The organism is Promicromonospora kroppenstedtii (genome assembly GCF_044389675.1).
GTDB classification, from domain to species: Bacteria; Actinomycetota; Actinomycetes; order Actinomycetales; family Cellulomonadaceae; genus Promicromonospora; species Promicromonospora kroppenstedtii.
The window spans coordinates 133,860-160,735 of the sequence record NZ_JBIRYI010000009.1 but is presented as its reverse complement, the minus strand read 5'-3'; the positions used below and the strand labels follow the sequence as shown (position 1 = coordinate 160,735).

The window sequence follows — 26,876 nt, the reverse complement described above, 5'->3', positions numbered from 1 at the left end:
CCCGCACGACTACTTCTTGGCCGCGGGCTTCTTGGCCGGAGCCTTCTTCGCGGGCGCCTTCTTGGCCGGCGCCTTCTTGGCCGGGGTGCGCTTCTTGGCCGGGCCCTGGGCGCGCTTCTCGGCGAGCAGCTCGATGGCCCGCTCGGCCGTGACCGACTCCGGGGTGAGGTCCCGCGGCAGGGTGCGGTTGGTCTCGCCGTCGGTCACGTACGGCCCGAACCTGCCGTCCTTGACCGTGATCGGCTTGCCGCTGTTCGGGTCGTCGCCGAGCTCGCGCAGCGGCGGCGTCGCGGTGCGCCCGCGGCCCCGCTTGGGCTGCTTGTAGATCTCCAGCGCCTCGTCGAGGGTGACCGTGAACATGGCCTCCTCGCTCGGCAGGGTCCGCGAGTCCGTGCCCTTCTTGAGGTACGGGCCGTAGCGGCCGTTCTGCGCCGTGATCTCGTCGCCCGACTCCGGGTCCACCCCCACCACGCGCGGCAGCGACATGAGCTGCAGGGCGTCCTCCAGGGTCACCGTGTCCAGGGACTGGGTCTTGAGCAGCGACGCCGTCTTCGGCTTGGGCAGGGCGGCCAGCGCCCGCTTCTTCGCCGCGGCCGACAGGTCCGGGTCGAGGTCGGGCTCGGGCAGCTGCTCCGTGACGTACGGGCCGTAGCGGCCGTTCTTCGCCACGATCGGGTTGTGCGTCTCGGGGTGCTCGCCCAGCACGCGGCCGTCGTCGGCGCCCGCCGCGAGCAGCTCGCGCGCCTTGGCGACGGTCAGCTCGTCGGGCGCTACGTCGTCCGGCACCGAGGCGCGGGGCGGGTTCTTGCCCTCCTCGACCTCGGCCGCGAGGTCCTCCAGGTAGGGGCCGTACCGGCCCACGCGCACCCGGATGCCCTCGCCGATGTCCACGGAGTTGATCGCCGCGGCGTCGATCTCACCGAGGTTCTCCACCAGCGCGCGCAGCCCGCCGCCCTCGCTGTCCACGCCGAGCTCGTCGGACGTGCCGACGTTGCCCGGCACCTCGCCGAAGTAGAACTCGCGCAGCCACGCCACCCGCTCGCGGGAGCCGGCCGCGATCTGGTCGAGGTCCTCCTCCATCGTCGCGGTGAAGTCGTAGTCGACGAGCCGGTCGAAGTGCTCCTCCAGCAGCCGGATCACCGCGAACGCGAGCCACGTCGGCACCAGGGCCTGGCCGCGCGTGATCACGTAGCCCCGGTCCTGGATGGTCGAGATGGTCGCGGCGTAGGTGGACGGGCGGCCGATACCGCGCTCCTCCAGCGCCTTGACCAGCGAGGCCTCCGTGTACCGCGCGGGCGGCGTGGTCGAGTGGCCGTCCGCGGCGAGGTCGGTGCCGGTCAGCGCGTCGCCCTCGGCCATCGTCGGCAGGCGCGTCTCCTTGGCCGCCGCGGCGGTGTCGGGCGCGTCGGTCTCGGCGTCCGCACCCTCCTCGTACGCCGCGAGGAAGCCGCGGAACGAGATCACCGTGCCGGACGCCGAGAACACCGCCTCGTTGCCGTCCTGCACGCCACCGCTGATGACGGCGCCGAGCCGCACGGACGCCGTCGACCCCTTGGCGTCGGCCATCTGCGAGGCCACCGTGCGCTTCCAGATCAGCTCGTACAGCCGGAACTGGTCGCCGCTCAGCTCGCCCGCGACCTGCGCCGGGGTACGGAACGAGTCGCCCGCGGGACGGATCGCCTCGTGCGCCTCCTGGGCGCCCTTGGCCTTGCTGGCGTAGAGCCGCGGCGCGCCCGGCACGTACTCCGCGCCGTAGAGCTCGGCGGCCTGCCGCCGCGCGGCGTCGGTCGCCTCCTTCGACAGCGAGGGGCTGTCGGTACGCATGTAGGTGATGTAGCCGTTCTCGTACAGGCCCTGCGCGGTGCGCATCGCCTGACGCGACGACATCCGCAGCTTGCGGCCGGCCTCCTGCTGCATCGTGGAGGTGGTGAACGGCGCGGCCGGACGGCGCGTGTACGGCTTGGTCTCGAGGCTCTTGACCGCGAAGTCGGCCGCCTCCAGCCCGGCGACGACGGCGCGGGCCGCCGCCTCGTCGAGCTGCACGACGCCGGTGCGAACCTTGAGCCGGCCCCGGTCGTCGAAGTCCCGGCCGGACGCGACCTTCTGGCCCGCGAGCTGGGTGAGCCGCGCGCGGAAGGACGGCTGGCCGGAGCCGGCGCCGTCGTCCGCGACCGCGAAGGTGCCCGCGACGTCCCAGTAGTCGGCCGAGACGAACGCCATGCGCTCGCGCTCCCGCTCGACCACCAGGCGCGTGGCCACCGACTGCACGCGGCCGGCGGACAGGCCCTGCCGCACCTTGCGCCAGAGGACAGGCGAGACCTCGTAGCCGTACAGGCGGTCGAGGATGCGCCGCGTCTCCTGGGCGTCCACCAGGTCCTGGTCCAGCTCGCGCGTGTTCTCCAGCGCGCGGAGGATCGCGTCGCGGGTGATCTCGTGGAACACCATGCGCTTGACGGGGACCTTGGGCTTGAGCTCCTGGATCAGGTGCCAGGCGATGGCCTCGCCCTCGCGGTCCTCATCGGTCGCGAGGAAGAGCTCGTCGGCGTCCTTGAGGGCCTTCTTGAGCTCGGAGACCTTCTTCTTCTTGTCCGCGTGGACCACGTAGTACGGGTCGAACCCGTTGTCGACGTCGACGGAGAACTTGCCGTACGGCCCCTTCTTCATCTCCGCGGGCAGGTCCTTGGGCTGCGGGAGGTCGCGAATGTGCCCCACGCTGGCTTCGACCTCGTAGCCGTCACCGAGATAGCTCTGGATCTTGCGAGCCTTCGTGGGCGACTCGACGATCACGAGCTTGCGTGCCTGGGACATCCGGTCCTGCCTGCTTCCTGCTGGGTCTGGGGACGTGCGCCGGGTGGCGTTGGAGAGTTCACGGTACGCCAGGCGCGACGGATCGCACCCTATCCGGGCTCACATGGCGCCGCCCGGCAGTTTCACATGACCGTGGTGATTTTCACTCGTGGCGTCGGAGACATGGCGCCGATGACACAGGGAGCCACACATGAGCGCCACGGTCTCTCCAACGGACTCCTCTACGGTGAGGCCATGACCGACCGCGCCCTCCCGCCACCCGATCTGTCGCAGCCCGCCGAGGGCCGCGCCGTCGGCGGCGTCAGCAGCCCGATGCCTGGTCGGACGCCCGGTCACCGACCCCGCGTGGGGCCGCGCGTGGCGGCCGCCGTCGTCGCCGTCCTGGGCATGTGGGGCGTGTGGGCCACCTGGGACACGTTCGTCGCCTCCGGGCGCGGCCAGCACGCCGACCAGCTCGCGCTCGAGGGCGCGGCCACGGGGCAGGGCGTGCTGTGGGAACTGGCCGAACCGGTGCTCGGTGTGGTGTCCAACTCGTTCATCGGCCTGGGCCTCGCGGTCGCCGTCGTGCTCGCGCTGGCCCGCGGGCGCTGGTGGCTCGCGGCGCAGGTGGTGATCCTGGTGGCCGGCGCGAACCTCACCACACAGGTGCTCAAGCACGTGGTGCTCGACCGGCCCGCGCTGCTCGACACCGCGCGCGCCGACATCAACACCCTGCCCAGCGGGCACACGACCGTCGCCGCCTCGATCGCCGCCGGGCTGCTCATCGCGGTGCCGCGGCGCTGGCGTCCGCTCGTGGCGCTGGCGGGCGCTGCCTACACGGCGGCGACCGGCGTGTCCACGCTGATCGGGCAGTGGCACCGGCCGTCCGACGTCGTCGCCGGGATCCTGGTGGTGCTCGCCTGGGGCGCCGGCGTCTGCGCGCTGAGCTCCCGGTCGTCCCTGGACGAGCCGCGGTTCGGCGCGGAGCCCGGGTCGTCGGGCGCGGCCGGCCTGCTGCTGCTCGGAGCCCTGGCCAGCGGCGTGCTCGGCGTCGGCGCACTGGGCAGCGTGCGCGGCTACGGCTGGGCCCTGCCGATCGGCGGTGACCTGACGGCGTACATGGGCGGCGCGCTCGGCGTGGTGGCCGTCACCCTGGGCTCGTTCGCCCTGCTCCTCCTGGTCCGCCAGTCCACGGCGCGCCCCTGACCTGGTGCCCGGCGAACGTGTCAGACGCTCAGATCACAACGGTGACCTGAGCGTCTGACACGTCATGGGACGGGGGTCACGGGGTCGAGTAGCCGCCCGTGTACGAGCCCGAGCCCGAGTAGGACTCCACGACCCAGCGGTAGGTGCCGGCCGTGCCGTTGTAGCTCACGCTCTCGTCGGGCTGCGACGTGATGCCCTGGGCCACCGTGACCCAGCTGCTGCCGCTCACCTTCTGCAGGAACAGGTCGAAGTCGGCGCCGGTCGGGCCGTCGAGGCAGCCCGTGATGGTGCCGGACGACGCCGAGAAGCCGCTGCTGCTCGGCTTGTACGTGTAGGCGCCGCTGCTCAGCGAACCGCTGAACGCCGTCTCCTGGCTCGCGCAGCCGGTCGGGGGCGTGGTGCCGCCGCCACCGGTGATCAGCGTGACGCCCGCGGCGCTGAGCGCCTCGTTCACCGGCTGGAAGTACGTGGTGCCGCCGGAGGAGCAGTTGCCCGAGCCGCCCGAGGTCATGCCCTGGGCCTGGGTGCCGGCCAGGAGCGAGCCGCCGGAGTCGCCCGGCTCGGCGCAGACGTTGGTGCGGATCAGGCCGGAGACGGTGCCCTCGGCGTAGGTGACGGACGCGTTCAGCGCCTGGATGGTGCCGCAGTGCCAGCCGGTCGTGGAGCCCGAGCGGCAGACGGTGGCGCCCACGGCTGCCGCCGTCGAGCCCGCGACGTTCACGGTGCCGCCGCTGTAGTTGTTGACCGCACCCACGGGGGTGTCGTCCGTGCCGACGTTCACGTAGGCGTAGTCGTTGCCCGGGAACGAGGAGGTGCGGAAGGTGCCGCTGGGGCTGGTGGTGGCGTTGCCGACGTCGCCGCAGTGGCCGGCGGTGACGAACCCGCCGGTGGCCGAGAAGCCGACCGAGCAGCGCGAGCCGCCGATGTAGTAGGCGTTGCCGCCGATCACGTTGATGAACGTGCGGGGCATCTCCTTCACCTCGACGAGGGAGACCGTGCCGGCGGCGATACCGGCCCGCTCGACGGCGGCGGCGACGGCCGCCCTGGCGCCCTGGGCGACCTCCAGCACCACCGAGTTGGACTCGACGTCCACGTACGCGCCGGCGACCTTGGCCTCGGGAGCCGCCTGGTACGCCTTCGTGGCCAGACGGTCGAGCTGTGCCAGGGACCGGTCGACGGTGACCGCCGTGGCGCCGGCGGCCCGAACCTCGGCCGCACCGGCCGTGTCGGTGACCGCGACGAACAGCTCGGTGCCGCTCACCCAGGCACCCGCGTAGCCCTTGTCGAGGGACTTGGCGATGGCGTGCTGCTTGTCGGACAGGGCCTGGTCGGTCTTGAGGCGGGCCACGGCCTGGGAGGTGGTCAGGCCGAGGTCGCGCTCCATGGCGTCGACCATGCCCGGGGCGTAGCTGGAGACCTCGGGCTTGTCGGCTCCGGCAGCAGCGGTTGCGGTCGCAGCGGTGATGCTGCCGGCGAGAAGCGTCGCCGCGGCTGTGGCCACGGTGATCACCTTGAAGGATGTGCGTCTCATGTCCAGCGACTCCTTGTCGTCGGGGCAATGAATTCACCCAGTGCGACAGAGCGTAAGGTCGCGTTCAGGTAACTCCCAGATACCGTTTTGGACATATCGGCGCAATATGCGGACATGCCGCAGAGCGGGTAGGGGCTTCCCCTACCCGCCCGGCGGCCCGACGGCGGTGGCGCTCAGCGCCCTCGCGTCAGTGCCTTCGGCTGGTTCAGTTCGTCAGGAGCGACACACCGGCCGCGCTCAGCGCCTCGCCCACCGGCTGGAAGAAGGTCTGGCCGCCGGAGGAGCAGTTGCCGCTGCCGCCGGAGGTCATGCCCTGAGCCTGCGAGCCGGCGAGCAGCGAGCCGCCCGAGTCGCCCGGCTCGGCGCAGACGTCGGTCTGGATGAGGCCGGAGACGCTGCCCTCGGCGTAGTTCACCGTGGCGTTGAGCGCCTCGATGGTGCCGCAGTGCCAGCCGGTCGTGGAACCCGAGCGGCAGACGCTGGCGCCCACGGCGGCCGGCGTCGAACCCTCGACGGCCACGGTGCCGCCGTTCCAGTCGTCGACGACACCCACCGGGGTGTCGGAGTCGACCGAGACGTAGCTGTAGTCGCTGCCCGGGAACTCCGAGACCTCGAAGGTGCCGTTCGGCTCGCTCGCGGTGGAGCCGACCGAGCCGCAGTGGCCGGCCGAGACGAAGCCGCCGGTGACGGCGAAGCCGACCGAGCAGCGTGCGCTGCCGTCGATGAAGTACGCCTCGCCGCCGATCACGTCGGCGTAGGTCCTCGGCCGCTCCGTCGCGGTGGCCAGGCTGACGGCGGACGCCGGCACGCCGGCCTCGGCGACGGCGGCCCGGACGTCGGCCGCGGCGCCCTCGACCACGTCGATGACGATCTCGTTGGTCTCCACGTCCACGTGGTACGAGGTCACGTCGGACGAGGACAGCGCGCCGTCCAGGTCCGCCGTCCAGGCGTCGAGCGCCTTGAGCGAGTTGTCCACGGTCACGGGGGTGGCCCCGGCCGCGCGGACGTCGGCGGCCTGCGCGGCGTCGGTGACGGCGACGTGCAGCGCGTCCGCCCCCTCGACCCAGGCTCCGGCATAGGAGGCGCCGAGCGACTTCTCCAGGTTCTGCTGCGTGTCGGCCAGGACCTCCTGCGCCTCGATCTGGGCCACGGCGTCCGCCGTGCTCAGGCCGAGGTCGCGCTCCATGGCGGCGACGAGGCCCGGCGCGTAGCCGGCGGTCGCGGCTTCGACGTCGGACGGTGCGGCGGCGACGGCGCTGATGGTGCCGGCAAAGAGGCCCACGGTGGCGGTTGCCACGGCGACGCCCCGGAGGGAAGTACGTCTCATCTCCAGCGACTCCTTGAGTCAGAGGGGGTGAAGTTCCACCCACGGGTGATTTTTCACCCGCACCGCCACATTAGGAGGAGCTGGACTTCGCGCCCAGATCACACTCAGGTCATACATATTTCCTATGGAGGGCAAACCACGTAAGTGCCCACCCCGGCCCCGTCACCCGAGCATCCCGTACATCGCCAGCCACTGCTCGTACTGCGGGCTGCGGCGCACCGCGTCACGGTGGGCGCGGTGCGCCGCGCCCTCGACGGCCTCCAGGTCCACACGCAGATCGGCGTCATGCCGCCAGCCCAGGTAGTGGGTACGGCGCAACGGCGCCCCGGCCAGCGGGACGGCGGCCACACCCGGCGGGTCCGGCTGGCCGGGCTCCACGAGCGCGACGGCGCGGCCCGCGCGCACCTGGTCGACGGCGGTGGTCCACTCGGCCTCGCCCATACCGCGGGGCGTGAACCCCGCGCGCACGCACGCCGAGACGAAGCACTCCTCGAGGCAGCCGTGCGACGGCACGCGGAGCCACTGCTCCTCGGCCAGCTCCGCCAGCGACACCTCGGGCTTGCCCGCGTACGGGTGGTGCTCGTCGATGAGCACGAACATCGGGTCGGTGCAGACCCGGGTCCAGGACACCTCGACCGCCGCCGGGGGCGAGACGTCGGAGCACATGCCGACCAGCCCGACGTCGATCGTGCCGCGGGCGAGCCGCGCGGCGACGTCGTCGGGCAGATGGGGCATGGCCGTGGTGACCTGCGCACCGGGCATGCCGATGTGCAGCTGGTTGACGAACAGCCCGCCCAGGCCGGTGCCGGTGATGCCGACCCGTACGGTCTCGCCGTGGGCGACGTCGCCGTTGACGAGGCGTTCGGCGTCGTCGGCCAGGGCCGCCATGGCGGGGAGAAGCACGCGAGCGTGCCTGAGAACCAGCTCGCCGAGCTCGGTCGGTCGCGCACCGAACCGGTCGCGGACGAAGACGTTCCCGCCCAGGGACCGGTCGATGCGGTTGAGCTGCGCGGTCAACGCCGGCTGCGCGATGCCGAGGGCAGCGGCCGCCTTCGTGACGCTGCCCGACTCGGCAACCGCGACGACCATCCTCAAGTGCCGCATGTCGAGTTCCACAGGGTGGAAAATATCTGTCATAGGCCCATATGTCTCGGGCATCGACAAAATTTATCGGTCTGCGCGAAAGACCGTTACGTCCCGGTAACGGCCTCCGCGAGCTCGCGAGGCCGCCGGAGCGGCCTCCCCGGGTCCCGGGGCGCCCCGCCGCGGACGCCGGTCAGCCCTCCAGGAAACCGTCCCGGACCAGGCCGCGGACGGCGGGGAGCAGCTCTGCCGCCAACGCGTCCGCTGGCACCTCGAAGAGCGACGCGATGGCGCCGACGATCTGCCCCACGGTCAGATCGCCGTCGCACGCGCCGACGAGCGCCGCGAGCGGCGTGGACGCGTGCACACCCCGCCCCAGCCCGTCCCCCTGCCGCAGCACGACGACGTTCGGGTCCGCCGCGCCGGGCGTCAGGTAGCGCTCCTCGGTGACGTCGGCGGCGGTCACCAGGTGCGCCGCGGCGAGCGCGGCGTCGTCCCGGGCCGCGAGCCAGTCGTGCCCGGCGAGGCTGCGGGCGATGTGCGCGCCGAGCGGCTGCCGCACCGACCCGGTGTGCTCCTCGAGCCGGCGCAGCGTCGCGGCGCCCGACGCGGGGCGCCGCAGGGTGACGATCCCGAAGCCGACCGCCTCGACGTCCCGGGACGCGAAGTCGTCCAGCCAGGCGCCGTACGCCGCGGCCCACGCGTCCGGCTCGCGGTCGGGCGTGGTGCCGCCGTCGCGGATCCAGGTCTCGGCGTACTCGGCGGGGTCGAGCACCTCGCGCTGGATGATCCAGCCGTCCAGGCCCGCGTCGTCGAGCCAGCGGCCCACACGCTCGGTCCACGGCTCGCCCCGGCGGTGCTCCCAGTTCGCCAGGAGCTGGGCGGTGCCGCCCGGCGCGAGCACGCCGCCGACGCCGAGAACCAGGTCCCGCACCAGGTCGTCGCCCGCCCGGCCGCCGTCGCGGTACTCGTAGTCGCCGAGCGCGTCGGCCACGGCGCGGCCCGCAGCGCCCGCGTGCGGCGTGATGACGAACGGCGGGTTGGAGACCACGAGGTCGAACCGCTCCCCCTCGACCGGCTCCAGCATGGACCCGTGCCGCAGGTCCAGCTCCGCGCCGTCGGGCAGGTTCAGCGCGGCGTTGAACCCCGCGAACGACAGCGCGCGGCGCGAGATGTCGGTGCCCACCACGTGCTGGGCGTGCCGCGCCGCGTGCAGGGCCTGGATGCCGCAGCCGGTGCCCAGGTCCAGCACCCGGCCGACCGGGTTACGCACCGTGACCTGGGCGAGCGTCAGCGACGCACCCCCGGCCCCGAGCACGTGGTCGGTCGCCAGGCGTCCCCCCGTGGCCAGCTCGCCCAGGTCGCTGGCGAGCCACCACCGGGCGTCGCCGACGGCGTCGGCCGACGAGTAGGGGCGCAGGTCGACGACGGCACGGACGGCGTCGTCGTCCCCCGTGCCCTGGGCGGAGGCCAGGCCGAGGCGTTCCGCGCCGGCCGTCCCGGTGCCGGGCAGCGCGCGGTCCAGTGCCGCCCGCGGCACGGGCTCGCCCAGGAGGAACAGGGTGGCGAGCGTGGCGCGCGGGTCGCGGTCCGCGGCCGGCTTGCCCGCGACCGCCGCGGCGAGGGCCCGGCGGGCGGGCAGGGCTTGCTCCCGGTGCAGCGCGGACGCGGCCAGGGGCCCGAGCACGTCCTCGACGCCGTCGACGTCGTAGGCGGAGGAGACCAGGTCGTCCCGGAGGGACGCGACGAGGGCGGGATCGGTCACAGGAGGGTGCACGGGCACCATCCTGACCCGACTACCGGGTGCAGTTCGAGTTGACGTACAGGCCGATGGTCTCGGACGCCTTGACCATCGCCTCGGTGTCGAGCTCCTGCTGCGCGCCGCCGACCGCCGAGATCACCGCGGGGCCGTCGTTGGCCTTCACCTTCTCGATGTTGTTGGCCACCGTGGAGTAGTAGGTGAAGGCGACCGCCCACTCCTGCGAGATCTCCTCGGGCGGTGTGACTCCGTCCAGCGCGTTGCGCGCGTTGATGAAGCCCTTGCGCAGCGTGTCCGGCTGGTCCTCGACCATCGCCGACTGGGCGTTGGCGGCCTGCGTCCAGGCCATCTGCGTCTGCGCGCACGACGCGGCGTCCGCCGTCGAGCCCGAGCCACCGGCACCACCGGAGAAGGTGTCCATGCCCCAGCCCGCGCCCAGGCCCAGACCCGCGGAGACGACGCCGGCCAGGACGAGCACGAGCGGGCGGTCCAGGAACTTGGGCAGGCCCCGGCGCAGGGTCTTCTTGATCTTGCGCTGCTGCGCCGTGCTGGGCGTGGGGATGCGGCCGCGGGGGCCCTTGCCGGCCTTCGACGAGCCGGCCTTCGACGAGCCGGACCGGCCCGGGCCGGACGGTTCGCCGGCGCTCGCCGGGACCGCGACGTCGGCGCCGGACATGCTCGGCAGGCCGGGCAGCGCGCCGTCGTCGGGCAGCGGCTCCTGCGGGGCCTCGTCGGTCGCCGGGCCCGCGATCAGCGGGAAGCCGCCCGCGGGGGTCGGCGTGAGGTCTTCCTTGGGCGCGCCCTTGGCGCCGGACCGCGTGCCCTTGCCCTTGCCGCGCGACCTGCCGGCCTTGCCGCTCTTGCCGCCGGCGTTCTTGCCCCGGCCCCGGCTCGTGGCGGGCTCTGCAGCGGCCACGGAGCCCCACGGGTTGGCGTCGGCCTCGGCCTCGACGTCGCTCTCGTCGTCGGCGACCGCAGGCGCCGGGACCGGTCCCCAGGGGGTTGCGCCGGCGTCCTCGGCCGGGGCGGGTTCGGCGGGCGCGGCCGCGCTCGCCGCAGCGCCCCACGGGCTGGGTGCGGCGTCGTCCTTCGCGTCCTTGGCGAGCCCCTCGGCCCACTCGAGCGCGCTCGCACCCGGTGCGGCCTCGCCCGAGGCAAGGCTCTCCGCCCAGGTGAGCGCGTTGCTTGCGGGGGGACCACCAGCGCGGGCAGCAGCACGCCCACCTCGCGAGCCCTTGCGCCGTGTCGCACTCATAGCCGCGCACTTTACCCGCAGAACCGGGGAAGACAGGAGGGGCAAACGTGTGATAGCTGACGAACTGCGGGTGAAGTGCTACCCGTTCAGGTAGGCGATGCTCGCCCAGAACACCACGACGACGACGGCCACGACCCAGATGGCGAGTGTCAGCAGACCCCAGTTGCGCGCGCGGCGGGACGACTTGCGCGCCTTGTCGTGCTGGCCGGTCTTCCACAGGGTGTTGACGCGCATGGAGTTCACCAGCGCGATGATTCCGGTCGGCGGGAATCCGAACAGGGTGACCAGAACGGTGAACACCAGATACGTCGGTGGTGGGTACTGCAGCTGCGCGGGATAGGTGTGGACGCTGACGTTCACGGGCGCGCGCGACCGGCCCGAGCTCCCGGGCTGCGCTGCCGAGTTACTCATGAAATGTCCCCCCTCACCGATATAGAGGGAGAACTTAGTGCAATTTCGGCGTTTTGTTGAATGCCCAGGTCAGCCCGGTATCTTGCGCAGCACCTCGCGATAGAAATGCACTCCGCGACTCAGGGAATCGACGCTCAGCTGCTCTCCGGCACCGTGCGACGACTGGCGCTGCTCGCGGCTCATGACGAACGGCCGGAACCGGTAGACGTGGTCGCTGATCGGGGTGAACCGGCGCGCGTCCGAGGCGGCCGGCGCCACGTGCGGCACCACCAGGGCGTCCGGGTACGCGGCCCCGATCGCCTCGCTCAGCAGCGCGAACTGCTGGCTGTCGGTGGGTGAGACCTCGCTGGGCTCGTCGCTCTCCACGACCTCGATCTCGACCCGCTTGTCCGCGATGACGCGGCGCAGCCGCGCGACGGTCCGCTCCACGGTGTCGCCGGGGGCCACGCGGACATCGAGGCGGGCCCGGGCCGTAGCGGCCGCGACGTTCGCGCCGGGGCTGCCCTCCAGCTCGGTGACCGCCACGGTGGTGCGGACGATAGCGGCCGCCTCCGGGCCGGCACCCGCCAGCATCCAGGCCGCGAGCTTGCGGAAGGGCCCGGCCGCCACCTTCGTGACCAGCCGGAGCACCGTGCCCTGGAAGCCGGTGGCGCGCGGGGCCACGACGGCGAGCATCTCGACGGTCGGCGGGCTGACGCGGGCCGCGAACCGGTGCCGGCCCGCCCGCGTCACGGCCCGGGACAGGCGCGTGGTCGCGGTCCAGCGGCCGGGGGTCGCGGCGTGGCCGCCGACGTCCGTGGTGCAGAGGTTGATCCCGATCAGGCCGCGCTCCGCGACGCCCACCAGGGCGGTCTGCCGGTCGACGCCGGGAAAGACGTCCGTCCCGACGAACCCGCCCTCGTCGATCACGAGCCACGGGCGCACGCCGAGCTCGTACAGCCGGCGGACGGCGATCTGGGCGGACTCCCCCGCCGTCTCCTCGTCGGCGCCGAAGAAGAGCCAGATGTCGCGCTCGGGCACGAAGCCCTCGCCGAGCAGCGTCTCCACGGCGTCGAGCACCGCGACGAGCGCGCCCTTGTCGTCGAGCGTGCCGCGGCCGTGCACCACGCCCTCGCGGATCTCACCCGAGAACGGGTTGCCGCCGGGCCAGTCCATGACCCGGACCGGCGCCACGTCCTGGTGCGCCATGAGCACCACGGGGTAGGGGTGCAGCACGTCCTGCCGCCCCCGGCCGGGCCAGCGGTAGAGCAGGCCGTGCTCGCCCGCCGGCTCGCTCTGCAGGGCGTGCACGCGCGGGTAGAAGGTCGCCAGCGCTGCGCGGTGCCGGGCGAACGAGTCGTGGTCGAGGAACTCCGGGTCCCACGTGGACACCGTCGGGATCTGCACGAGCGAGGAGAGGTGCCCGGCGGCGATGTGGCCCGCCGACGTGTGCCGGTCGGCGTACGGCTCCGAGGCGGTGAACGGCGACGCACCCGGCCGCGTGGAGAGCACGGCGTCCGGCGCTGCGGGCTGCTCGGCGACGGGCTCCCGCTCGGACCGGGGTCCGGGCTCCGGCTTCCTGGCCGGCGTGCGCTCCGGTGCGGCGGGGGCCTCCCGCTCGGCCGGGGCCTGCTGGGCTGCCGCCCTCGCGATCATTTCGGCCGTGACCTGAGGTATGGCCTCGGTCGGGTCGATGTCGGCACTCACGGGACCTTCTCCTGCTCCGGGCCTCCCACGACGGGACCCCTGCGTCGGGGCTCCCGACCACGCCCGCGGGCCACGGGGCGTTCGGGAGCACAACACGGCAGACGATAGCGCTAGCACCCGGTCTTCCACATACCCCTGGTGATCGCTGGTGCCCCGGCCACGGTGTGACCAGCACGTCCGCGGAGATCAGCCCGCGGCCCAGTGGATCGCCGTCCCCGCCTGGCTCAGGCCACCCCGGGGATGGGTACGGAAGAACACCGACGTGCCGAACACGAACGCCCGCGCTTGTCCTATTTTGCCGGATACAGCAGCAATTCGCCCACTGGCGGCCTCCGGTCCGGGTCCGCGCCCCGACGAGGACCAGTGACCGGCCAGGAAGCTGCCGTAGGTCAGCTCCGCCGTCGTGCCCGGGCCCACGTCGGTGAACCACACCGCGGGGTAGACGAATCCCCGGTCCTGCGGGTGGTCGCCCAGCACGTCGCCCGGGGTATCGGTCTCGATGATGCCGTTGCCCGCCTCGTCGCCGGTGACCGCCGTGCCGCTGACCAGACCGAAGGACTTCGCGGCCGCGAAGGCCCCCGCGCCGCGCCCGACGATCGCGCCGCCGTCGCGCAGCCACGACCGGACGTGCTCGTGACCCGCCGTCCCCGGCGGGAGGTCCAGGGTCGTGCCGACCCACAGCACGTCGGCACCCTCGAGGCCCGTCGGCCGTCCGACGGCGGCGCTCGTCCCGATACCGCCCGCCGAGACCGCGACCAGGTCGTCGAAGCCGAGCGCCGTGAGCGCCAGCCGGTCGTCCTGGTCACCCACGTACGCGATGGTCAGGTCCTCGGCCGGCTCCGCCGACCGGTACTCGGCGCGCGTCGAGGCCCCGAGGTCGATGCCGTACCGGCCGGCCGCGACGACGGCCGGGCCCCGCCCGTCCGGCCCGACGACGACGCCGCCGTCCGCCGTCAGCCGCGCGTCCACGTCCTGGCCGAGCAGGTCGTTCAGGGCGCGGTGGTCCGCGACGCCGGCGAGGTCGAACCGCAGGTAGCGCTCGTGGGGGACGACGCCGCCGTGCTCGACGGGCGCGTGGAGGAGGGTGGTGCGTCCCACCGGTCCGTCGGTCGTGACGCCCACCGGATCCACCGTCGCGCCCCAGAGCTCGGCCAGCGACCATGCCGAGATGTCGTACATGCCGGGGACCTTGGCGGAGATGTCGGAACCGAGGCCGAGCAGGGAGTTCGCCAGGCCCCGCAGCGGCTGGTGCAGGTCCACCACGTACGAGCCCGCGGGGTAGGTGGTACCCGTGCCCGGCACGCGCGCCGGGGCGTCCAACCGGCCCACCTCGATGCCGTGGAACAGGAGGGTGTCCACCAGGTCCTCGGCGTCGCTCGACGACCGCTGGTCCTCACCCACGGGGATCACGTAGGCGCGCGGGAGCCGCACGGGCTCCTGGTCGTCGGTGGTGCCCCAGTGCCGCTTCCACTCGTCCGGGCCGGGCACGTGGGCGACGTTCCTCGTGGTGAGCGCGACCTTGGGCGCACCGGCCACGCCGCGGCGGAAGGTCTCGACCTGGCCCGCCAGCATGGCGTCCGAGGTGCGGTGGACGTAGTCGATCATCGAGGTCATCGCCGTGACCGCCACCTCGGTGTCCACCGCGGAGTCGGCCGGCGTGGTGGTGGCGCCCGTGCGGCCCAGCGGCAGCTCGACCGTGGTGGTCACCGCGCCGTGCAGGGCCGCGTACTGCGCCGTGAACACGGGCGGGTAGTCGTCCCAGCCGGACGGGGTGTCCCGGTACGGGATCTTGACGAACCCCGTGTCCTTCTCGACCGCCCGGCCCGTGCCGGGGTCGTAGTACGTGTTCCCGGCGATGTCGGCGGCGACCACGTCGTCCTCGACCTGGCGCGCGATCGCGTAGCCGTGGGGCAGGAGCAGGTCGTACTCGTAGTTCTCGCCGTGCGGCGGGCCGGCCGGCTCGAGCTGCAGCACGCCCGTGTAGCCGTGGAAGTCCGCCGCGAGCAGCGGCTGCACCGCCTGGAGGGTACGCACGTACGAGCGCGCCTCGGGCGTGGCGAGCGTGATCATGTCGCGGTTGGCGTCCAGGCCGAGCGACGTCGGGCGGGTCGCGTGGGTGCGGCCGTCGGGGTTGAGCGTCAGGCTGAACACGATCCGGTGGCGGGCCAGGGTCTGGCGTGTGGCCCGGTCGTCGGCCGTCGCAAGGCGGTCGACGACCCGCAGCGCCGCGTCCGTGCCCTCCCACTCGTCGCCGTGGATGTTCGCGGTCATCCAGATCGGGGTCTTGTAGCCCGACCGCAGGGCCGAGTCGTGCGCGGCCAGGTTCGGCCGGTCGCGGATCTCCTCGCGCCAGGCCGCCTGCCGCGCGGTCTCCGCCGCGCTCTCCGGCGCCGTCACGGTGACCAGGTAGAGGTCGCGCCCCTCGGTGGACTGCCCCACCACCTGCGTCGAGACCCGGTCGCTGCGCTCCATCAGCCGCTGCAGCCGGGGAGCCAGGTCGGCGTGGCTCGCCGTCCGGTTGCGGTCCGTGGCGTCGCGCTCGGGCTGCGGGAAGACCCGCAGCCGGGGCTGGTACGGGTACGACGCCGGCATGTGCACCTCGGCCGGGCCGCGCGGGACCGGGTCGGGCGGCACGTACGACGCGATGAAGGCGCCCGGGTCGGTCGGACCGTCCGCGGGTCCCGTCCGGACGTCCGCCACGGCGGGTCCGGAGCCGCCCGACGTCGCCGTCGCGGGCACGGCGCCGCCGACGGCCAGCGTCACGCCGACCACCGCGCCGGTCAGCGCGGTGAGCAAGCGGGTACGAGCGAGCAACGGAGCCTCCCCAGCGACAATTCGGCCAAGTCTGGACCATCCGGAGGCCGAACCGAGAATCAACTGGGGCGACCGCATGGCCCGGCGACCCGGCTCGCCTGCCCCTCCACGGCCCGCGCCGCGAAACAATGCCGTTGACCGGGGCCGGAGGCGGCGGTGCACTGGCCTCATGACCACTACCGAGCGATGGACCTCAGCCACCGTCTACCCCGACATGTGGGTGGACCCCGACAGCGACCCGCGGGAGGCGCTGGCCAGCCCGGTCGGCGAGAAGGAGACCCTCTGGAACTACCTGCGGCACTACCGGCTCACGCTGGAGATGAAGTGCGACGGGCTCGACGCCGAGCAGCTCGCCCGCCGGTCGGTGCCGCCGTCGACCATGTCCCTGCTCGGGCTGGTGCGGCACCTGGCGGACGTCGAGCAGAGCTGGTTCCAGCGGGCGCTGCAGGGCCGCGTCGACCTGCCCAAGATGTTCGGAAAGGGGCCGGAGAACCCCGACGCGGACTTCGACGGCGCCGTGGCCGACCCCGCCGTCGTCGAGGACGCGTGGGAGAACTGGCGCCGCGAGGTCCGGGACGCCGACGCCTGGATGGAGGCCCTCCCCGAGGACGGGCTGGGCGAGACCGTCACGCACCAGGGCGACGAGGTGCCCGTCCGGGACATCCTGGTGCACATGATCGAGGAGTACTCCCGGCACGTGGGCCACGCCGACCTGCTCCGCGAGTGCGTCGACGGCCGCGTGGGCCAGTAGGACCCGAGTCCGCCCCGAACAGGCGATCAGGCCTGGAATCAGCGAGGATTCCAGGCCTGATCGCCTGCTGGGACGGACTTTCGCGCGGTACCGGCTAGACCGCCGCCGCCGTGCGGTCCTGCTCCTCCTGCTGCGCCGCGTCGACGCGGGAGGCCCGCACGCGGGACCAGATCACGGCGCCGAAGGCCACGGCCGCCGCCACCAGCGCGATGCCGATGCGCAGCGCGTGGTTGGCGTCGGACGGCACACTGATCGCCACCACCGCCGGGGCGATGAGCAGCGCGACCAGGTTCATCACCTTGATCAGCGGGTTGATCGCGGGACCGGCGGTGTCCTTGAACGGGTCGCCCACGGTGTCACCGATGACGGTGGCCGCGTGCGCCTCCGAACCCTTGCCGCCGTACTTGCCGTCCTCGACGATCTTCTTGGCGTTGTCCCAGGCGCCGCCCGAGTTGGCCAGGAAGATGGCCATGAGGACGCCGGAGCCGATCGCACCGGCCAGGAAGCCGGCCAGCGGCCCGACGCCGAGCCCGAAGCCGACCGCGATGGGCGCGAACGCGGCCAGCAGGCCCGGGGTGACGAGCTCGCGCAGCGAGTCGCGGGTGCAGATGTCCACGACCTTGCCGTACTCGGGACGCTCGTCGAAGGTCATGATGCCCGGGTGCTCGCGGAACTGGCGGCGCACCTCGAACACGATGGCGCCCGCGGCGCGGGTCACGGCGTCGATCGCGAGCCCGGAGAACAGGAACACGGTGGCGCCGCCCAGGATCACGCCCACGAGGGTGACCGGCGAGATGATCTCGTAGCTGAGCATCGAGGTCACGAGGCCGGAGCCGACGTCGCCCACCTGCGCGAGCGCGTGCGACACGGCGTCCGCGTAGGAGCCGAACAGCGCGGTCGCGGCCAGCACGGCCGTGGCGATCGCGATGCCCTTGGTGATGGCCTTCGTGGTGTTGCCGACGGCGTCCAGGTCGGTGAGGATCTGCGCGCCTTCCTCGTCGACGTCGCCCGACATCTCGGCGATGCCCTGCGCGTTGTCGCTGACCGGGCCGAACGTGTCCATGGCGACGATGACGCCGACCGTGGTGAGCAGGCCGCAGCCGGCGAGGGCCACGAGGAACAGCGCGAGCGGCACCGAGCCGCCGGCCAGCAGGAACACGCCACAGATCGCGGCGGCGATGATGCCGGCCGTGTACACGGCGGACTCGAAGCCCACGCCGATGCCGGACAGGACGACGGTCGCGGCGCCCGTGCGGGACGTCTCGGCCACGTGCAGGGTCGGCTTCTTGTCGGTGCCGGTGAAGTAGCCCGTGACCCAGAGGATGACGCCCGCGAGCACCACACCGATGAGCACGGCGAGGGCGGAGACGATCCGGGGGTCGGCGGTCACATCGGTGAGGTCGGCGGTGCCGGTCATCTGGCCGAACGAGGACGGCAGGTAGACGAAGGCCGCGATGCCGGCCAGCACGGCGCCGACGACGGCGGAGATGTAGAACCCGCGGTTGATCGCGGCGAGACCGCTCTCGGACCCGCGCACCCGGGTGATGAAGACGCCCAGCAGCGCGACGAACGCGCCGATCGCGGTGACGATCAGCGGGAACACGAGGCCCTGCTCGCCCATGGCGGCCTTGCCCAGGATGAGGGCGGCCACGAGGGTCACGGCGTAGGACTCGAAGAGGTCGGCCGCCATGCCGGCGCAGTCGCCGACGTTGTCGCCCACGTTGTCCGCGATGGTGGCCGCGTTGCGGGGGTCGTCCTCGGGGATGCCCTGCTCGACCTTGCCGACCAGGTCGGCGCCGACGTCGGCCGCCTTGGTGAAGATGCCGCCGCCCACGCGCATGAACATGGCGAGCAGCGCGGCGCCGAAACCGAAGCCCTCCAGCACGGCGGGCGCATCGACGTCGTACACGAGCACGACGAGTGCGGCGCCGAGCAGGCCCAGGCCCACCACGGACATACCGACGACGCCGCCGGTACGGAAGGCGATGCGGGCGCCCTCGGCCCGGCCACCCGGACGGGTCGCGGCCGAGGCCACGCGGACGTTGGCGCGCACCGCGAGCCACATGCCCAGGTAGCCGATGGCCGCGGAGAACCCGGCACCGAACAGGAACGCGATGGAGCGCCCGACACGCACCCCACCGTCGCCCGGCAGCAGGAAGAGCAGCGCGAAGACCACGGCCGCGAAGAGCACGAGAGTGCGGAACTGCCGCTTCAGATAAGCGGAGGCGCCCTCCTGCACGGCCTGGCCGATGTCCTGCATCTTCGCGGTTCCATCAGGCGCGGCGAGCACCTGTCGGCGCAGCACGAAAGCGCACCCGAGGGCAGCGGCCGCGATGACGGCGATCACCGCCACCGTGGTGTAGCTCCCTGCGCCGAAAACAATGTCGTCTTCGAGCATCCGTCCTCCTCGACGAGCTCCGGGGCTGTTCCCCCAGATATGTAATGCCCTGCACAGGCTTGACCCGTGCAAGGCCGATGCATCCCGCCAGCAACGTCGATGGCGGGAAGAGACCAGAGTCTACTCACATGTGACGCCAGTCACTATGTCGAATCATGGAGTCTTCCGCACCCCGGGCGCGACCCCGCCGAGGGGGTCAGGCGGTGTCGGTGAGGACCCGGATCTCCTGGATCAGCCGGCCCGAGTCGGTGAGGTCCGGGAGCACCACGTCGGCCCCCGCCTCGGCCAGCCGGTCCGCCGGCGTGGTCCCCGAGGCGACCGCCACCACGTGCGCCCCGCCCTCCAGGCCGGTGCGCACGTCCTCCAGCGAGTCGCCCACGATCACGGTGTTGCCCTTGTGGAACGTGCTCTCGTACCGCTCACCCGCGCGCCGCTGAGCCACGGCCACGAGGGCGGGCCGGTGGGCGTCGTCGGAGGAGTAGCCACCCACGCCGGCGTCGACGTACCGGTCCATGCCGAACACTCCGAGCTTGATGCGGGCGTTCGGCTCGAGGTTGCCCGTCAGCACCGTGGCCACCAGGTCGGGCTCGGCCGCCACGGCCTTCAGGGCGCCCATGGCCCCGGGGAGCACGGTCCCGAGGCGGCGCACCTCGTCGGTGCGGGCCGCGAAGTGCAGGGGCACCGCCACGAGCATCCGCGGCAGCAGCTCCTCCGCCTCGCGCTCGGGAACACCGTTGTCGGCCAGCAGCCCGCGGATCGCGAGCGGCATGGTCACCCCGGTCCCCTTGGCCGGGAGGCGTTCGGCGGGCCGTCCCACGACCTCGGCGAACGCCTCCCGGTATGCCGTCCGGTCCACCTCTCCGACGTAGACGAGCGTCCGGTCGATGTCCCAGAGCACGAGGGCCCGGACATCGCCGCCGGAGGTGGCCGGCGCCGTCACGACGCCAGTGCCGCGATCCGCTCGGTCAGCACCCGCGCTCCCACTCCGGAGCGCCGCGTCGAGCCACCTCGCCGCAGGTCTGCCGACAGGTCCCGCAGGTGCTCCCGCAGGCGTGCCGACTGCACGGTCTCGGCGATGGCCACGGCCTCCTCGCCGGTGGCGCAGGCCGCGTCGAGGTCGCCCGCCCGAGCGTGCGCCTGGGCGGCCCGGCTGAGGAACAGCCCGTGCGTGCGGCGCTCGCCCGCCCGCTCGGCACGGATCGCGTGGCCGAAGCTCTCGACGGCGCGGGCCGTGTTGCCCAGCGCCAGGTGCGCCGAGCCGGACTGACCGTGGATCTCGCCCTCGTTCATCCAGTACAGCCAGTGCGGGTCGTCCTCGCCGCGGCCGCGGGCGCACAGCTCCGAGGCCTCGCCGAGGGCCCGGCGCGCGGCCTCGCCCTCGCCGGCGGCAGCGTGGCCGCGGGCCTGGCGGGTCAGCAGCGTCGCCGACAGGTGCGGCGCGTCGAGCCGCGCGATCCGGCGTCGGCCCGCCTCCGCGGCCCGGACGGCGTCACGCGGGTCGCCGCTCGAGTAGCCGTGGATCGCGAGGTAGGACAGCGCGCCGGCGCCGAGCCGGTCGTCCGCCGCCGCGTGCGCGGCACGGAGCCCGGCGAGCATGTAGGCGCGCGCCGCGTCGGTGCGCCCGGCGTCGAACGCGAACCAGCCGGCCTGCGTGGCGGTGTCCGCGGCGACGGCCGCGAGCAGCCGGCCCGTGACCTCGTCGTACGTGCTGCGCTCCAGGATCCGGACCACCAGGGCGAGGTGGGCGCGGGCCAGGTCGGCCACCGCCCCGCTGCCCGAGCCCTTGTCCATGACCCGGAGCTCGTCGAGCGTGCCCTGCAGGTGCCCGCAGAGCTCGAGCGACACCCGGGTGCCGACAGTGGCGCGGCGCAGCGGCTCCGCCTGCTCCGCGTCCCAGCGCTGGATCATCGAGTTGAGCGCGACGCCCGACGCCGGACGCGGCGTGTCCGTCCCGGCCGCGTCGGCCATCGCGGTGGCCGACACCGGACCGTTGGCGTCCGCGGGCAGCCAGTCCGCCGTGTTGTCGGCGATGTGCGCCAGGCGGAGCGCGGTGAGCATCCGGTCCGCCGTCCACGGCAGCGTGGGGTCGGGCGCGGTGGGCGTCACGGTCACGGGTGCGCTCGCGGTCTGGCCGGAGGACGCGGCCCGAGCGGGCGCGGCGGCGTCGGGCAGCGGGCTGATCCCGGGCAGCGGGAGGCGCACCAGGTCCGGCGGCGTGCCCAGCCCCGTGAGGAACTGGACGACGCGCGAGACGTCGGTCAGGCGGCGGTCTCCGCACTCCAGCATCGAAAGGTAGGACTGGCTCAGCCCGGTCAGGGCTGCCACGTCCTCCTGCCGCAGCGGGACGAGCTGCCGCACCATGCGGCTGACCTGACCGAAGTCCCAGTCGGCCAGCGCCGAGCGGACGGCTTCGTCCTGCCAGACCCGAGAGGGGACGCTGGGCAGCGACACCACCGGGACTGACTCGGTGCGCCGGCATGCGGCGCAACGCGCTTCGGAGTTGTAGCGGCTGAGGACACAGCCGCATCGAGCACAGGTGCGTACGGTTGCACGAGGCACAGGGGGCTCCTGAGGGTCCGGCATTTCTCTTTTGCCGAGTTCACGGCTCTGGATGACCACAGTGGTATCACCCCCACGAGGTCCATGCATCCGGACGGTACTAGGTATTTTTCTCCAGACCAGCAGACAAGCAGGATCGGACGTTTTCGCAGGTCAGGCCGATTCTTTCTTGGACAAACGTCCAACTCATGTCCGCATTGTGTCAAATGTATACCCGGACAGAACCAACGGAAACATGCAAAAGCGCAGGTCGCCCCGATCAACCGTCCTTAGCGCCTCGTTCCGGGACGATTCGGCTTTTCACCCGCCGAGGACGGCGCCCATGGCGCGCGAGAGGTACCAGGGATCGACCACGGCGGTGAGCTCACGGGCCGAGTGCATCGACAAAATTGGCACTCCGACATCGACAGTGCGAATGCCCAGACGCGTGGCCGAGATCGGCCCGATCGTCGACCCGCACGGCACGACGTTGCTCGAGACGAACTCCTGGGTGGGCACCCCGGCGTCCCGGCACGCGGCGTTCCACGCGGCCGCACCGTGCGCGTCCGTGGCGTAGCGCTGGTTGGCGTTGATCTTGAGGATCGGGCCGCCGCCTGCGACGGGGTGGTTGGCCGGGTCGTGCCGCTCGGGGTAGTTCGGGTGCACCGCGTGCCCGACGTCGGACGACACGTGCAGGGACGCCGCGAACGCGCGCGAGCGCTCCTCCGCCGTAGCGCCGAGCCCGGTCGAGATCCGGACCAGCACCTCCTCCAGGAACGGGCCGGCGGCGCCGGAGCGCGAGGCGCTGCCGATCTCCTCGTGGTCGAACGCCGCGAACATCTCGACGCCGGTCGAACCCTCGCGGGACGCCCGCCCGAGCAGCGCCGTCAGGCCGGCGTGCGTGGAGAGCAGGTTGTCGAGCCGCGGGGACGCGAACAGTGCCTGGCCGGCGCCGAACGCGCGGGCGGGCTGCGTCTCGGCCAGCACCACGTCGTAGCCGCCGATGTCCGCGGGGTCGATGCCGGCGTCCGCCGCGAGCGCCGCCAGGACGTCCGCGCTCTGCGCGTCGCCCAGGCCCCAGACGGGCTGGGTGTGGCGCTGCTTGTCCAGGGTGAGCCCGTTGTCGTTGACGCCGCGGTCCAGGTGGATGGCGAGCTGCGGGATGCGCAGCATGGGCCCGGTGCGCACCAGGTGCTCGGTGCCGTCGTGCGTGACGATCCGCCCGGCGAGCTCCAGCTCGCGGTCGAGCCAGGAGTTGAGCAGCGGCCCGCCGTAGACCTCGACGCCGACCTGCCACCAGCCGCCGGCGCCGTGCGTGGTCGGCTTGGGCTTGAGCTTGAAGCCGGTGGAGTCGGTGTGGGCGCCCACGATGGTGAACGGGGTGGTGGGGCCGGCGGTTGTCGGCACGGTGAAGGCGATGACCGAGCCGTCGCGGACCACGACGTAGCGTCCGCCAGGGGTGACGCCCCAGGCGGCGTCCTCGGCGAGGAGCGTGAAACCTGCTGCCTGCGCGCGCCGCGCCACCTCCGCCGCCGCGTGGTAGGACGACGGCGACGCCGCGACGAACTCGCCCAGGTCGGCCGCGTGGGCGCGGGCCTCCTCGGGGATGTTGGCGGGCTGGACGGGTGCGGGGGTGAGGGTCTGGTCCGTCATCCGGCCATTATCTCTGCCCGCACCGGTCCCCCGACCCGCGTGTCAGACGCTCAGGCCCCTCGGGGGATCTGAGCGTCTGACACGTCGAGCGGCTACTGGCCGGTGGTGTAGTACAGCCAGTCGCCGTCCATGGTGATGCCGACCCGCGGGCCCTGGTAGCCGCCCGCCTGCTGGGCCTCGGCCTGGCCCTCGGTGAGCACGCCCGCCGCCACCAGCTCGGCCCACGCCTCCGCCGAGTCCTGGAACTCCTCGGTGATGACACGGGGCCAGACGACCACGGCGTCCGAGGAACCCTCGTCGGGAATCACGGGGGTGGTGTCGCTCACCAGGGCGGCGAGCTCCCGGTAGCGGCCCGGGTCGGTCTCGGGAAGCGCGAAGACCTGCTCCGGGGTCTCGGTGCCGGACATCAGCTCGACACCGTGCTGCTTCGCCAGCTCGACCAACGCCTCGGAGTTGCAGACCTGCGCCAGGACCATGATGTTCCCGGCGGTTGCCGAGGTGCTCTGGGTCAGCTCGAATCCGGTCGCGTAGTCCGGTTCGAAGCCGGTCGCCGAGCACTCCGGCTCGTCTCCCCCGCCGACCGGGGTCTCCGGTTCGAGAGACACCCAGAGCCGGGAGACGCCGTCAGGCACGTCGGGAAGCCGGATGTCGATGGTCTCCCCGCTGCGGTTCTCGGACAGGGCGCCCACGGCCGAGCCGGCCTCGAACCCGTCGCAGGTGATCTGGCTGGCCGCGACCACCTCGCCGGTCGACGGCAGCACCAGCTCGATCGGGAGCATGTCCTCCGGGTCCGAGCTGGCGCACCGGCCCATCACCCGCATCGGCGTGTCCGACGAGTAGTCGCGCCGAGTCATCTCCGCGGTGACCAGTTCGGTGGTGCGGTCCAGCACGAACTTCGAGACCTGGCCCTCGACGGGCTCGGAGAGCTCGACGACCGGTTCAGCGGCACGAGGCTCACCCAGGCTGTGGGCGCCGTCGGCGTCCAGGTGGACCTGGACCGGGTCGCTGACCGTCGTGGCCCACTGACCGTCGATGCGCGGGAAGGCCACCACGCGCACCTCGTAGTCGCCCTCGGGCAGCGGCGTCTTGTGCTGCAGGTCGCCGTACTCCCTGCCCGGTACGCACGTCGACATCGAGGTGCCCAGGGCCGCGACGGTGCCGGTGCCGGTGCCGACGAGCGGAACCGGAAGCTCGTCCTTCTCGGACCACTCGTCGAAGACGTTCGGCCCCAGATCGAGCACCGTGCCGTCCTGGCTCCACACCAGGACGGGCGCGACGTCGAGCGTGCCCTTCCCGTCCTGGAACGCTGTCGCGATGCCCCACGACCTCGATCGTTCGCCACCCAGGTCATCCGTCCGGGCATAGACGTCGCCGGCCACCGCCACGGACCAACCCGGTGCCGTGGACCTCAGGTCCGCCTCCGGCATGCCGCACGTCAGGTCGCTCCACTCCAGCCACGGCGGCTGGTAGCCCTCTCGGACCTGGAACGCCGGCGATGACGTGGGGGATCCCGGCAGCACCTCGGCGCCGTCCGGGGGCGCGAGCTGCGTGGCGCCGAGCGCCACCACGGCCGCGAGCGCGAGCGCTCCCCCGCCGAGCCCGCCCAGCTTGGCTCCGCGTCGCCGGCGCACCCGCTTGCTCATGGCCGGCACCGCAGCCGCGGGACCGGTGGGCGACGCGGGGTCGACGCCGCCTGCCATCGCGCCGAGGGTCTGGGCCAGGACGTCGGTCCCGGCGGGGTCGGCCCAACCGTGATCGTGGTCCCTGAGTCCGTCGTGCTGGTTCATCGCCGCTCCCCTTCCGTCGCCGCTTCCACCGGTTCGAGCACGTCGCGCAGCGTGCGCATGGCGTCGTGCAGATAGCGCTTGACCGTGCCCGGTGCGGTGCCCATCGCTTCCGCGACCTGCGCGATCGTCATGTCCTCGAAGTAGCGCAGCACCACGCTCGCGCGCTGCCGGGGCGTGAGCCGGGTCAGCGCGTGCACGACGTCCGCCCGGGCCGTGACACCCGAGTCGGGGAACCGCACGTCCTCCACGGCGACGCGCGGGGCGATGTCCGCCCACTTGCGGCTCCGCCGCCAGCCGTCGAGGTACAGGTTCAGCACCATGCGGCGCACATACGCCTCGGGGTGTTGCGGCGCCCGTGCGGGTTCCTCGCCGCCTGCGCCGTTCCCGCCGTCCAGGGGTACCGCCCGCATGCCCGACGCCGCCCGGCGTCGTCGTCCGCCCCGCCCGACCAGGCGCGAGCAGTACTTGACCAGTGCCTCCTGCACCAGGTCCTCGGCCTGCCGCACGTCGCCGCACAGCGTGTAGGCGTACCCGACGAGCGCGCCGCCCCGCTGGGTGGCGAGCAGCTCCAGGTCTTCGTGCCAGCCCATTCCGGCTCCTTCCTGCCGTCCTGACCGTGTCGACGAACCAGGCCGCCAGGAGGTTGTGGGCCGATTCTGCGGGACGGTGGGGCGGGTCGGCCCGGAAACGGGTCGAGCCTGCCGAGACCCAAGGGTCTCGACAGGCTCGGCCACCGTGGCAGGTTCGACCAGCGGTCCTGCGGGGTCAGCCCGCCACGGAGGCGGGGACCAGGCGCGCATGGGCGAGCACGACGCCGTCCGGCACGTCGGTCAGCTCGATGCCGACCGGCTCGCCCGGGACGTCCGGGGGCTGGTAGCCCCAGGTGCCGTCCGTGCGGTCGTGGCCGTCGCACCGGATCTCGCCCGTGACGTCGCCCCAGCCGCCGGACAGCGCATAGGAGATGCTGTCCCCCGGATCGGACGACGTGCATCGTGCCTGGACCACGTACCCCTCACCCTCGGTGAGCTCACCCTCCGGCCAGACGGCGCGGTAGGTGTCGCGGCGCTCCCAGGCACCGGTGCGGTCCACCACCACGCTGCCGAACCCGCGGTCCGGGAGCAGCGTCTGGTCGGGGTCGCCCGGCAGCTCGAACGGCACCGGCGCCTCCTGGCCGCCGGTCGCCCACCGGGGCTCGCCGTCCTCCACGGTCACCGGCAGCGGGTCGCCCGCCACCAGGGTGTCCGTCGAGTACTCGATGGTCATCGGGTAGACCGTGTACTCGCCGTCCGGCAGCCACGGCTCGGCGTCGTCCGGGGCGCACGACGAGGTGCGGTCCTCCTGCGCCGTCGGGCCGTCGTCCTCGTGGGTGAGGTACATCGGGTACTCCTCCCAGCCGCCCAGGTCCACGACGGTGCCGTCCTCGTCCACCCAGACCAGGGTCGGCGAGTTCAGGTCGTTCTCCGAGGAGTCCGCGCCGTCCGCGTCAGCCGCCCGCAGCGGCAGCGAGTCATGGGTCGACCACTCGCCCTCGTGGTACACCGACTCCGTGGTGAGGTCACCGGTGGCCGCCAGCACGACGTCCCTGCCGAAGCTCAGGTCGGCCAGGTTCGCGCCGCAGCGCAGCGGCGTCCCGGCCAGCAGGTCCGGCTGCGGGACGTCGCGCTGCGCGACGTCCGACACGTAGGTGGGCAGCGGCGCCGCCAGGCCCGGCGTCGCGAGCTGCGTGGCGCCCAGCACGAGCGCCCCCGCCGCGACCAGCGCCCCGCCGCCGACGCCTACGCCGACCAGCCGCGCCGTCCGCCCGCGAGGCGCGCGCGTGCCGTGATCCGTGCGGTTGTCTCCGTGGCTCATCTCTGTTCCCCCGGTTGTTGACGTACTTGCTTTTCACCC

At 72.9% G+C, this 26,876-nt stretch carries 18 protein-coding genes; 2 read left to right on the top strand and 16 right to left on the bottom strand.

The genetic code is table 11. The features are described from left to right. Positions 1–9: 9 nt before the first annotated feature. The gene (gene topA, locus ACH47X_RS15895; RefSeq protein ID WP_397405556.1) at positions 10–2,808 is read right to left on the bottom strand and encodes a type I DNA topoisomerase; all 2,799 of its coding nucleotides are present in this window, start codon (positions 2,806–2,808) and stop codon (positions 10–12) included. A gap of 234 nt (positions 2,809–3,042) precedes the next feature. Between topA and ACH47X_RS15890 the strand changes: the two genes are divergently transcribed. After that, entirely contained in the window at positions 3,043–3,993 is a 951-nt protein-coding gene (locus tag ACH47X_RS15890; RefSeq protein WP_397405555.1) for a phosphatase PAP2 family protein, read from the top strand. A 76-nt stretch (positions 3,994–4,069) separates the two neighbouring features. Here the strand turns inward: ACH47X_RS15890 and ACH47X_RS15885 are convergent, their stop codons facing one another. From ACH47X_RS15885 to ACH47X_RS15850, 8 genes are all read right to left on the bottom strand, one after another. Continuing rightward, positions 4,070–5,524 carry a S1 family peptidase gene (locus tag ACH47X_RS15885; protein ID WP_397405554.1) on the bottom strand — a complete coding sequence of 485 codons (1,455 nt, stop codon included), beginning with the start codon at positions 5,522–5,524 and terminating at the stop codon, positions 4,070–4,072. A gap of 205 nt (positions 5,525–5,729) precedes the next feature. Beyond that, positions 5,730–6,851, bottom strand: a complete 1,122-nt coding sequence (locus ACH47X_RS15880; protein WP_397405553.1) for a S1 family peptidase — start codon at positions 6,849–6,851, stop codon at positions 5,730–5,732. A gap of 162 nt (positions 6,852–7,013) precedes the next feature. Beyond that, the gene (locus ACH47X_RS15875) at positions 7,014–7,955 is read right to left on the bottom strand and encodes a LysR family transcriptional regulator (protein WP_232216081.1); all 942 of its coding nucleotides are present in this window, start codon (positions 7,953–7,955) and stop codon (positions 7,014–7,016) included. A 172-nt stretch (positions 7,956–8,127) separates the two neighbouring features. Beyond that, the gene (locus tag ACH47X_RS15870; RefSeq protein ID WP_397405552.1) at positions 8,128–9,720 is read right to left on the bottom strand and encodes a DUF7059 domain-containing protein; all 1,593 of its coding nucleotides are present in this window, start codon (positions 9,718–9,720) and stop codon (positions 8,128–8,130) included. 10 nt (positions 9,721–9,730) lie between these two features. After that, entirely contained in the window at positions 9,731–10,948 is a 1,218-nt protein-coding gene (locus tag ACH47X_RS15865) for a hypothetical protein (protein WP_397405551.1), read from the bottom strand. Between the two features lie 78 nt (positions 10,949–11,026). Beyond that, positions 11,027–11,359 (bottom strand): CD225/dispanin family protein, encoded by a 333-nt coding sequence (locus tag ACH47X_RS15860; protein ID WP_397405550.1) that lies wholly within the window; start codon positions 11,357–11,359, stop codon positions 11,027–11,029. A gap of 69 nt (positions 11,360–11,428) precedes the next feature. Further along, entirely contained in the window at positions 11,429–13,045 is a 1,617-nt protein-coding gene (locus tag ACH47X_RS15855; RefSeq protein ID WP_397405549.1) for a M20/M25/M40 family metallo-hydrolase, read from the bottom strand. 186 nt (positions 13,046–13,231) lie between these two features. Further along, positions 13,232–15,859 carry a M14 family zinc carboxypeptidase gene (locus tag ACH47X_RS15850; protein WP_397405548.1) on the bottom strand — a complete coding sequence of 876 codons (2,628 nt, stop codon included), beginning with the start codon at positions 15,857–15,859 and terminating at the stop codon, positions 13,232–13,234. 169 nt (positions 15,860–16,028) lie between these two features. Between ACH47X_RS15850 and ACH47X_RS15845 the strand changes: the two genes are divergently transcribed. After that, positions 16,029–16,610: a DinB family protein gene (locus ACH47X_RS15845; protein WP_142032379.1), complete on the top strand. Its 582-nt coding sequence runs from the start codon at positions 16,029–16,031 to the stop codon at positions 16,608–16,610. A gap of 94 nt (positions 16,611–16,704) precedes the next feature. Here ACH47X_RS15845 and ACH47X_RS15840 read toward each other — a convergent pair whose 3' ends face one another. From ACH47X_RS15840 to ACH47X_RS15810, 7 genes are all read right to left on the bottom strand, one after another. Continuing rightward, complete coding sequence (locus ACH47X_RS15840) at positions 16,705–19,008, bottom strand: sodium-translocating pyrophosphatase (RefSeq protein WP_036959813.1); 2,304 nt, start codon at positions 19,006–19,008, stop codon at positions 16,705–16,707. 196 nt (positions 19,009–19,204) lie between these two features. Further along, positions 19,205–19,948 (bottom strand): HAD hydrolase-like protein, encoded by a 744-nt coding sequence (locus ACH47X_RS15835; protein ID WP_397405547.1) that lies wholly within the window; start codon positions 19,946–19,948, stop codon positions 19,205–19,207. Further along, complete coding sequence (locus tag ACH47X_RS15830) at positions 19,945–21,459, bottom strand: helix-turn-helix domain-containing protein (protein WP_397405546.1); 1,515 nt, start codon at positions 21,457–21,459, stop codon at positions 19,945–19,947. The genes ACH47X_RS15835 and ACH47X_RS15830 overlap by 4 nt, the downstream gene beginning before the upstream one ends. Positions 21,460–21,867: 408 nt before the next feature. Then, positions 21,868–23,199 carry a M18 family aminopeptidase gene (locus ACH47X_RS15825; protein WP_397405545.1) on the bottom strand — a complete coding sequence of 444 codons (1,332 nt, stop codon included), beginning with the start codon at positions 23,197–23,199 and terminating at the stop codon, positions 21,868–21,870. Positions 23,200–23,291: 92 nt separating this feature from the next. Beyond that, entirely contained in the window at positions 23,292–24,986 is a 1,695-nt protein-coding gene (locus ACH47X_RS15820) for a hypothetical protein (RefSeq protein ID WP_397405544.1), read from the bottom strand. Beyond that, a complete protein-coding gene (locus ACH47X_RS15815) occupies positions 24,983–25,576 on the bottom strand; it encodes a sigma-70 family RNA polymerase sigma factor (RefSeq protein ID WP_397405543.1) in 594 nt (197 codons plus the stop codon). Before ACH47X_RS15815 ends, ACH47X_RS15820 begins: the two co-directional genes overlap by 4 nt. Positions 25,577–25,751: 175 nt before the next feature. Beyond that, the gene (locus ACH47X_RS15810; RefSeq protein ID WP_397405542.1) at positions 25,752–26,837 is read right to left on the bottom strand and encodes a hypothetical protein; all 1,086 of its coding nucleotides are present in this window, start codon (positions 26,835–26,837) and stop codon (positions 25,752–25,754) included. Positions 26,838–26,876 lie beyond the last annotated feature (39 nt).

What these genes read in the sequence shown, in the direction of transcription:
- topA (WP_397405556.1), bottom strand. Translation starts at nt 2,808, where the DNA reads ATGTCCCAGGCACGCAAGCTCGTGATCGTCGAGTCGCCCACGAAGGCT.
- ACH47X_RS15890 (WP_397405555.1), top strand. Translation starts at nt 3,043, where the DNA reads ATGACCGACCGCGCCCTCCCGCCACCCGATCTGTCGCAGCCCGCCGAG.
- ACH47X_RS15885 (WP_397405554.1), bottom strand. Translation starts at nt 5,524, where the DNA reads ATGAGACGCACATCCTTCAAGGTGATCACCGTGGCCACAGCCGCGGCG.
- ACH47X_RS15880 (WP_397405553.1), bottom strand. Translation starts at nt 6,851, where the DNA reads ATGAGACGTACTTCCCTCCGGGGCGTCGCCGTGGCAACCGCCACCGTG.
- ACH47X_RS15875 (WP_232216081.1), bottom strand. Translation starts at nt 7,955, where the DNA reads ATGCGGCACTTGAGGATGGTCGTCGCGGTTGCCGAGTCGGGCAGCGTC.
- ACH47X_RS15870 (WP_397405552.1), bottom strand. Translation starts at nt 9,720, where the DNA reads ATGGTGCCCGTGCACCCTCCTGTGACCGATCCCGCCCTCGTCGCGTCC.
- ACH47X_RS15865 (WP_397405551.1), bottom strand. Translation starts at nt 10,948, where the DNA reads ATGAGTGCGACACGGCGCAAGGGCTCGCGAGGTGGGCGTGCTGCTGCC.
- ACH47X_RS15860 (WP_397405550.1), bottom strand. Translation starts at nt 11,359, where the DNA reads ATGAGTAACTCGGCAGCGCAGCCCGGGAGCTCGGGCCGGTCGCGCGCG.
- ACH47X_RS15845 (WP_142032379.1), top strand. Translation starts at nt 16,029, where the DNA reads ATGACCACTACCGAGCGATGGACCTCAGCCACCGTCTACCCCGACATG.
- ACH47X_RS15840 (WP_036959813.1), bottom strand. Translation starts at nt 19,008, where the DNA reads ATGCTCGAAGACGACATTGTTTTCGGCGCAGGGAGCTACACCACGGTG.
- ACH47X_RS15825 (WP_397405545.1), bottom strand. Translation starts at nt 23,199, where the DNA reads ATGACGGACCAGACCCTCACCCCCGCACCCGTCCAGCCCGCCAACATC.
- ACH47X_RS15820 (WP_397405544.1), bottom strand. Translation starts at nt 24,986, where the DNA reads ATGAACCAGCACGACGGACTCAGGGACCACGATCACGGTTGGGCCGAC.
- ACH47X_RS15815 (WP_397405543.1), bottom strand. Translation starts at nt 25,576, where the DNA reads ATGGGCTGGCACGAAGACCTGGAGCTGCTCGCCACCCAGCGGGGCGGC.
- ACH47X_RS15810 (WP_397405542.1), bottom strand. Translation starts at nt 26,837, where the DNA reads ATGAGCCACGGAGACAACCGCACGGATCACGGCACGCGCGCGCCTCGC.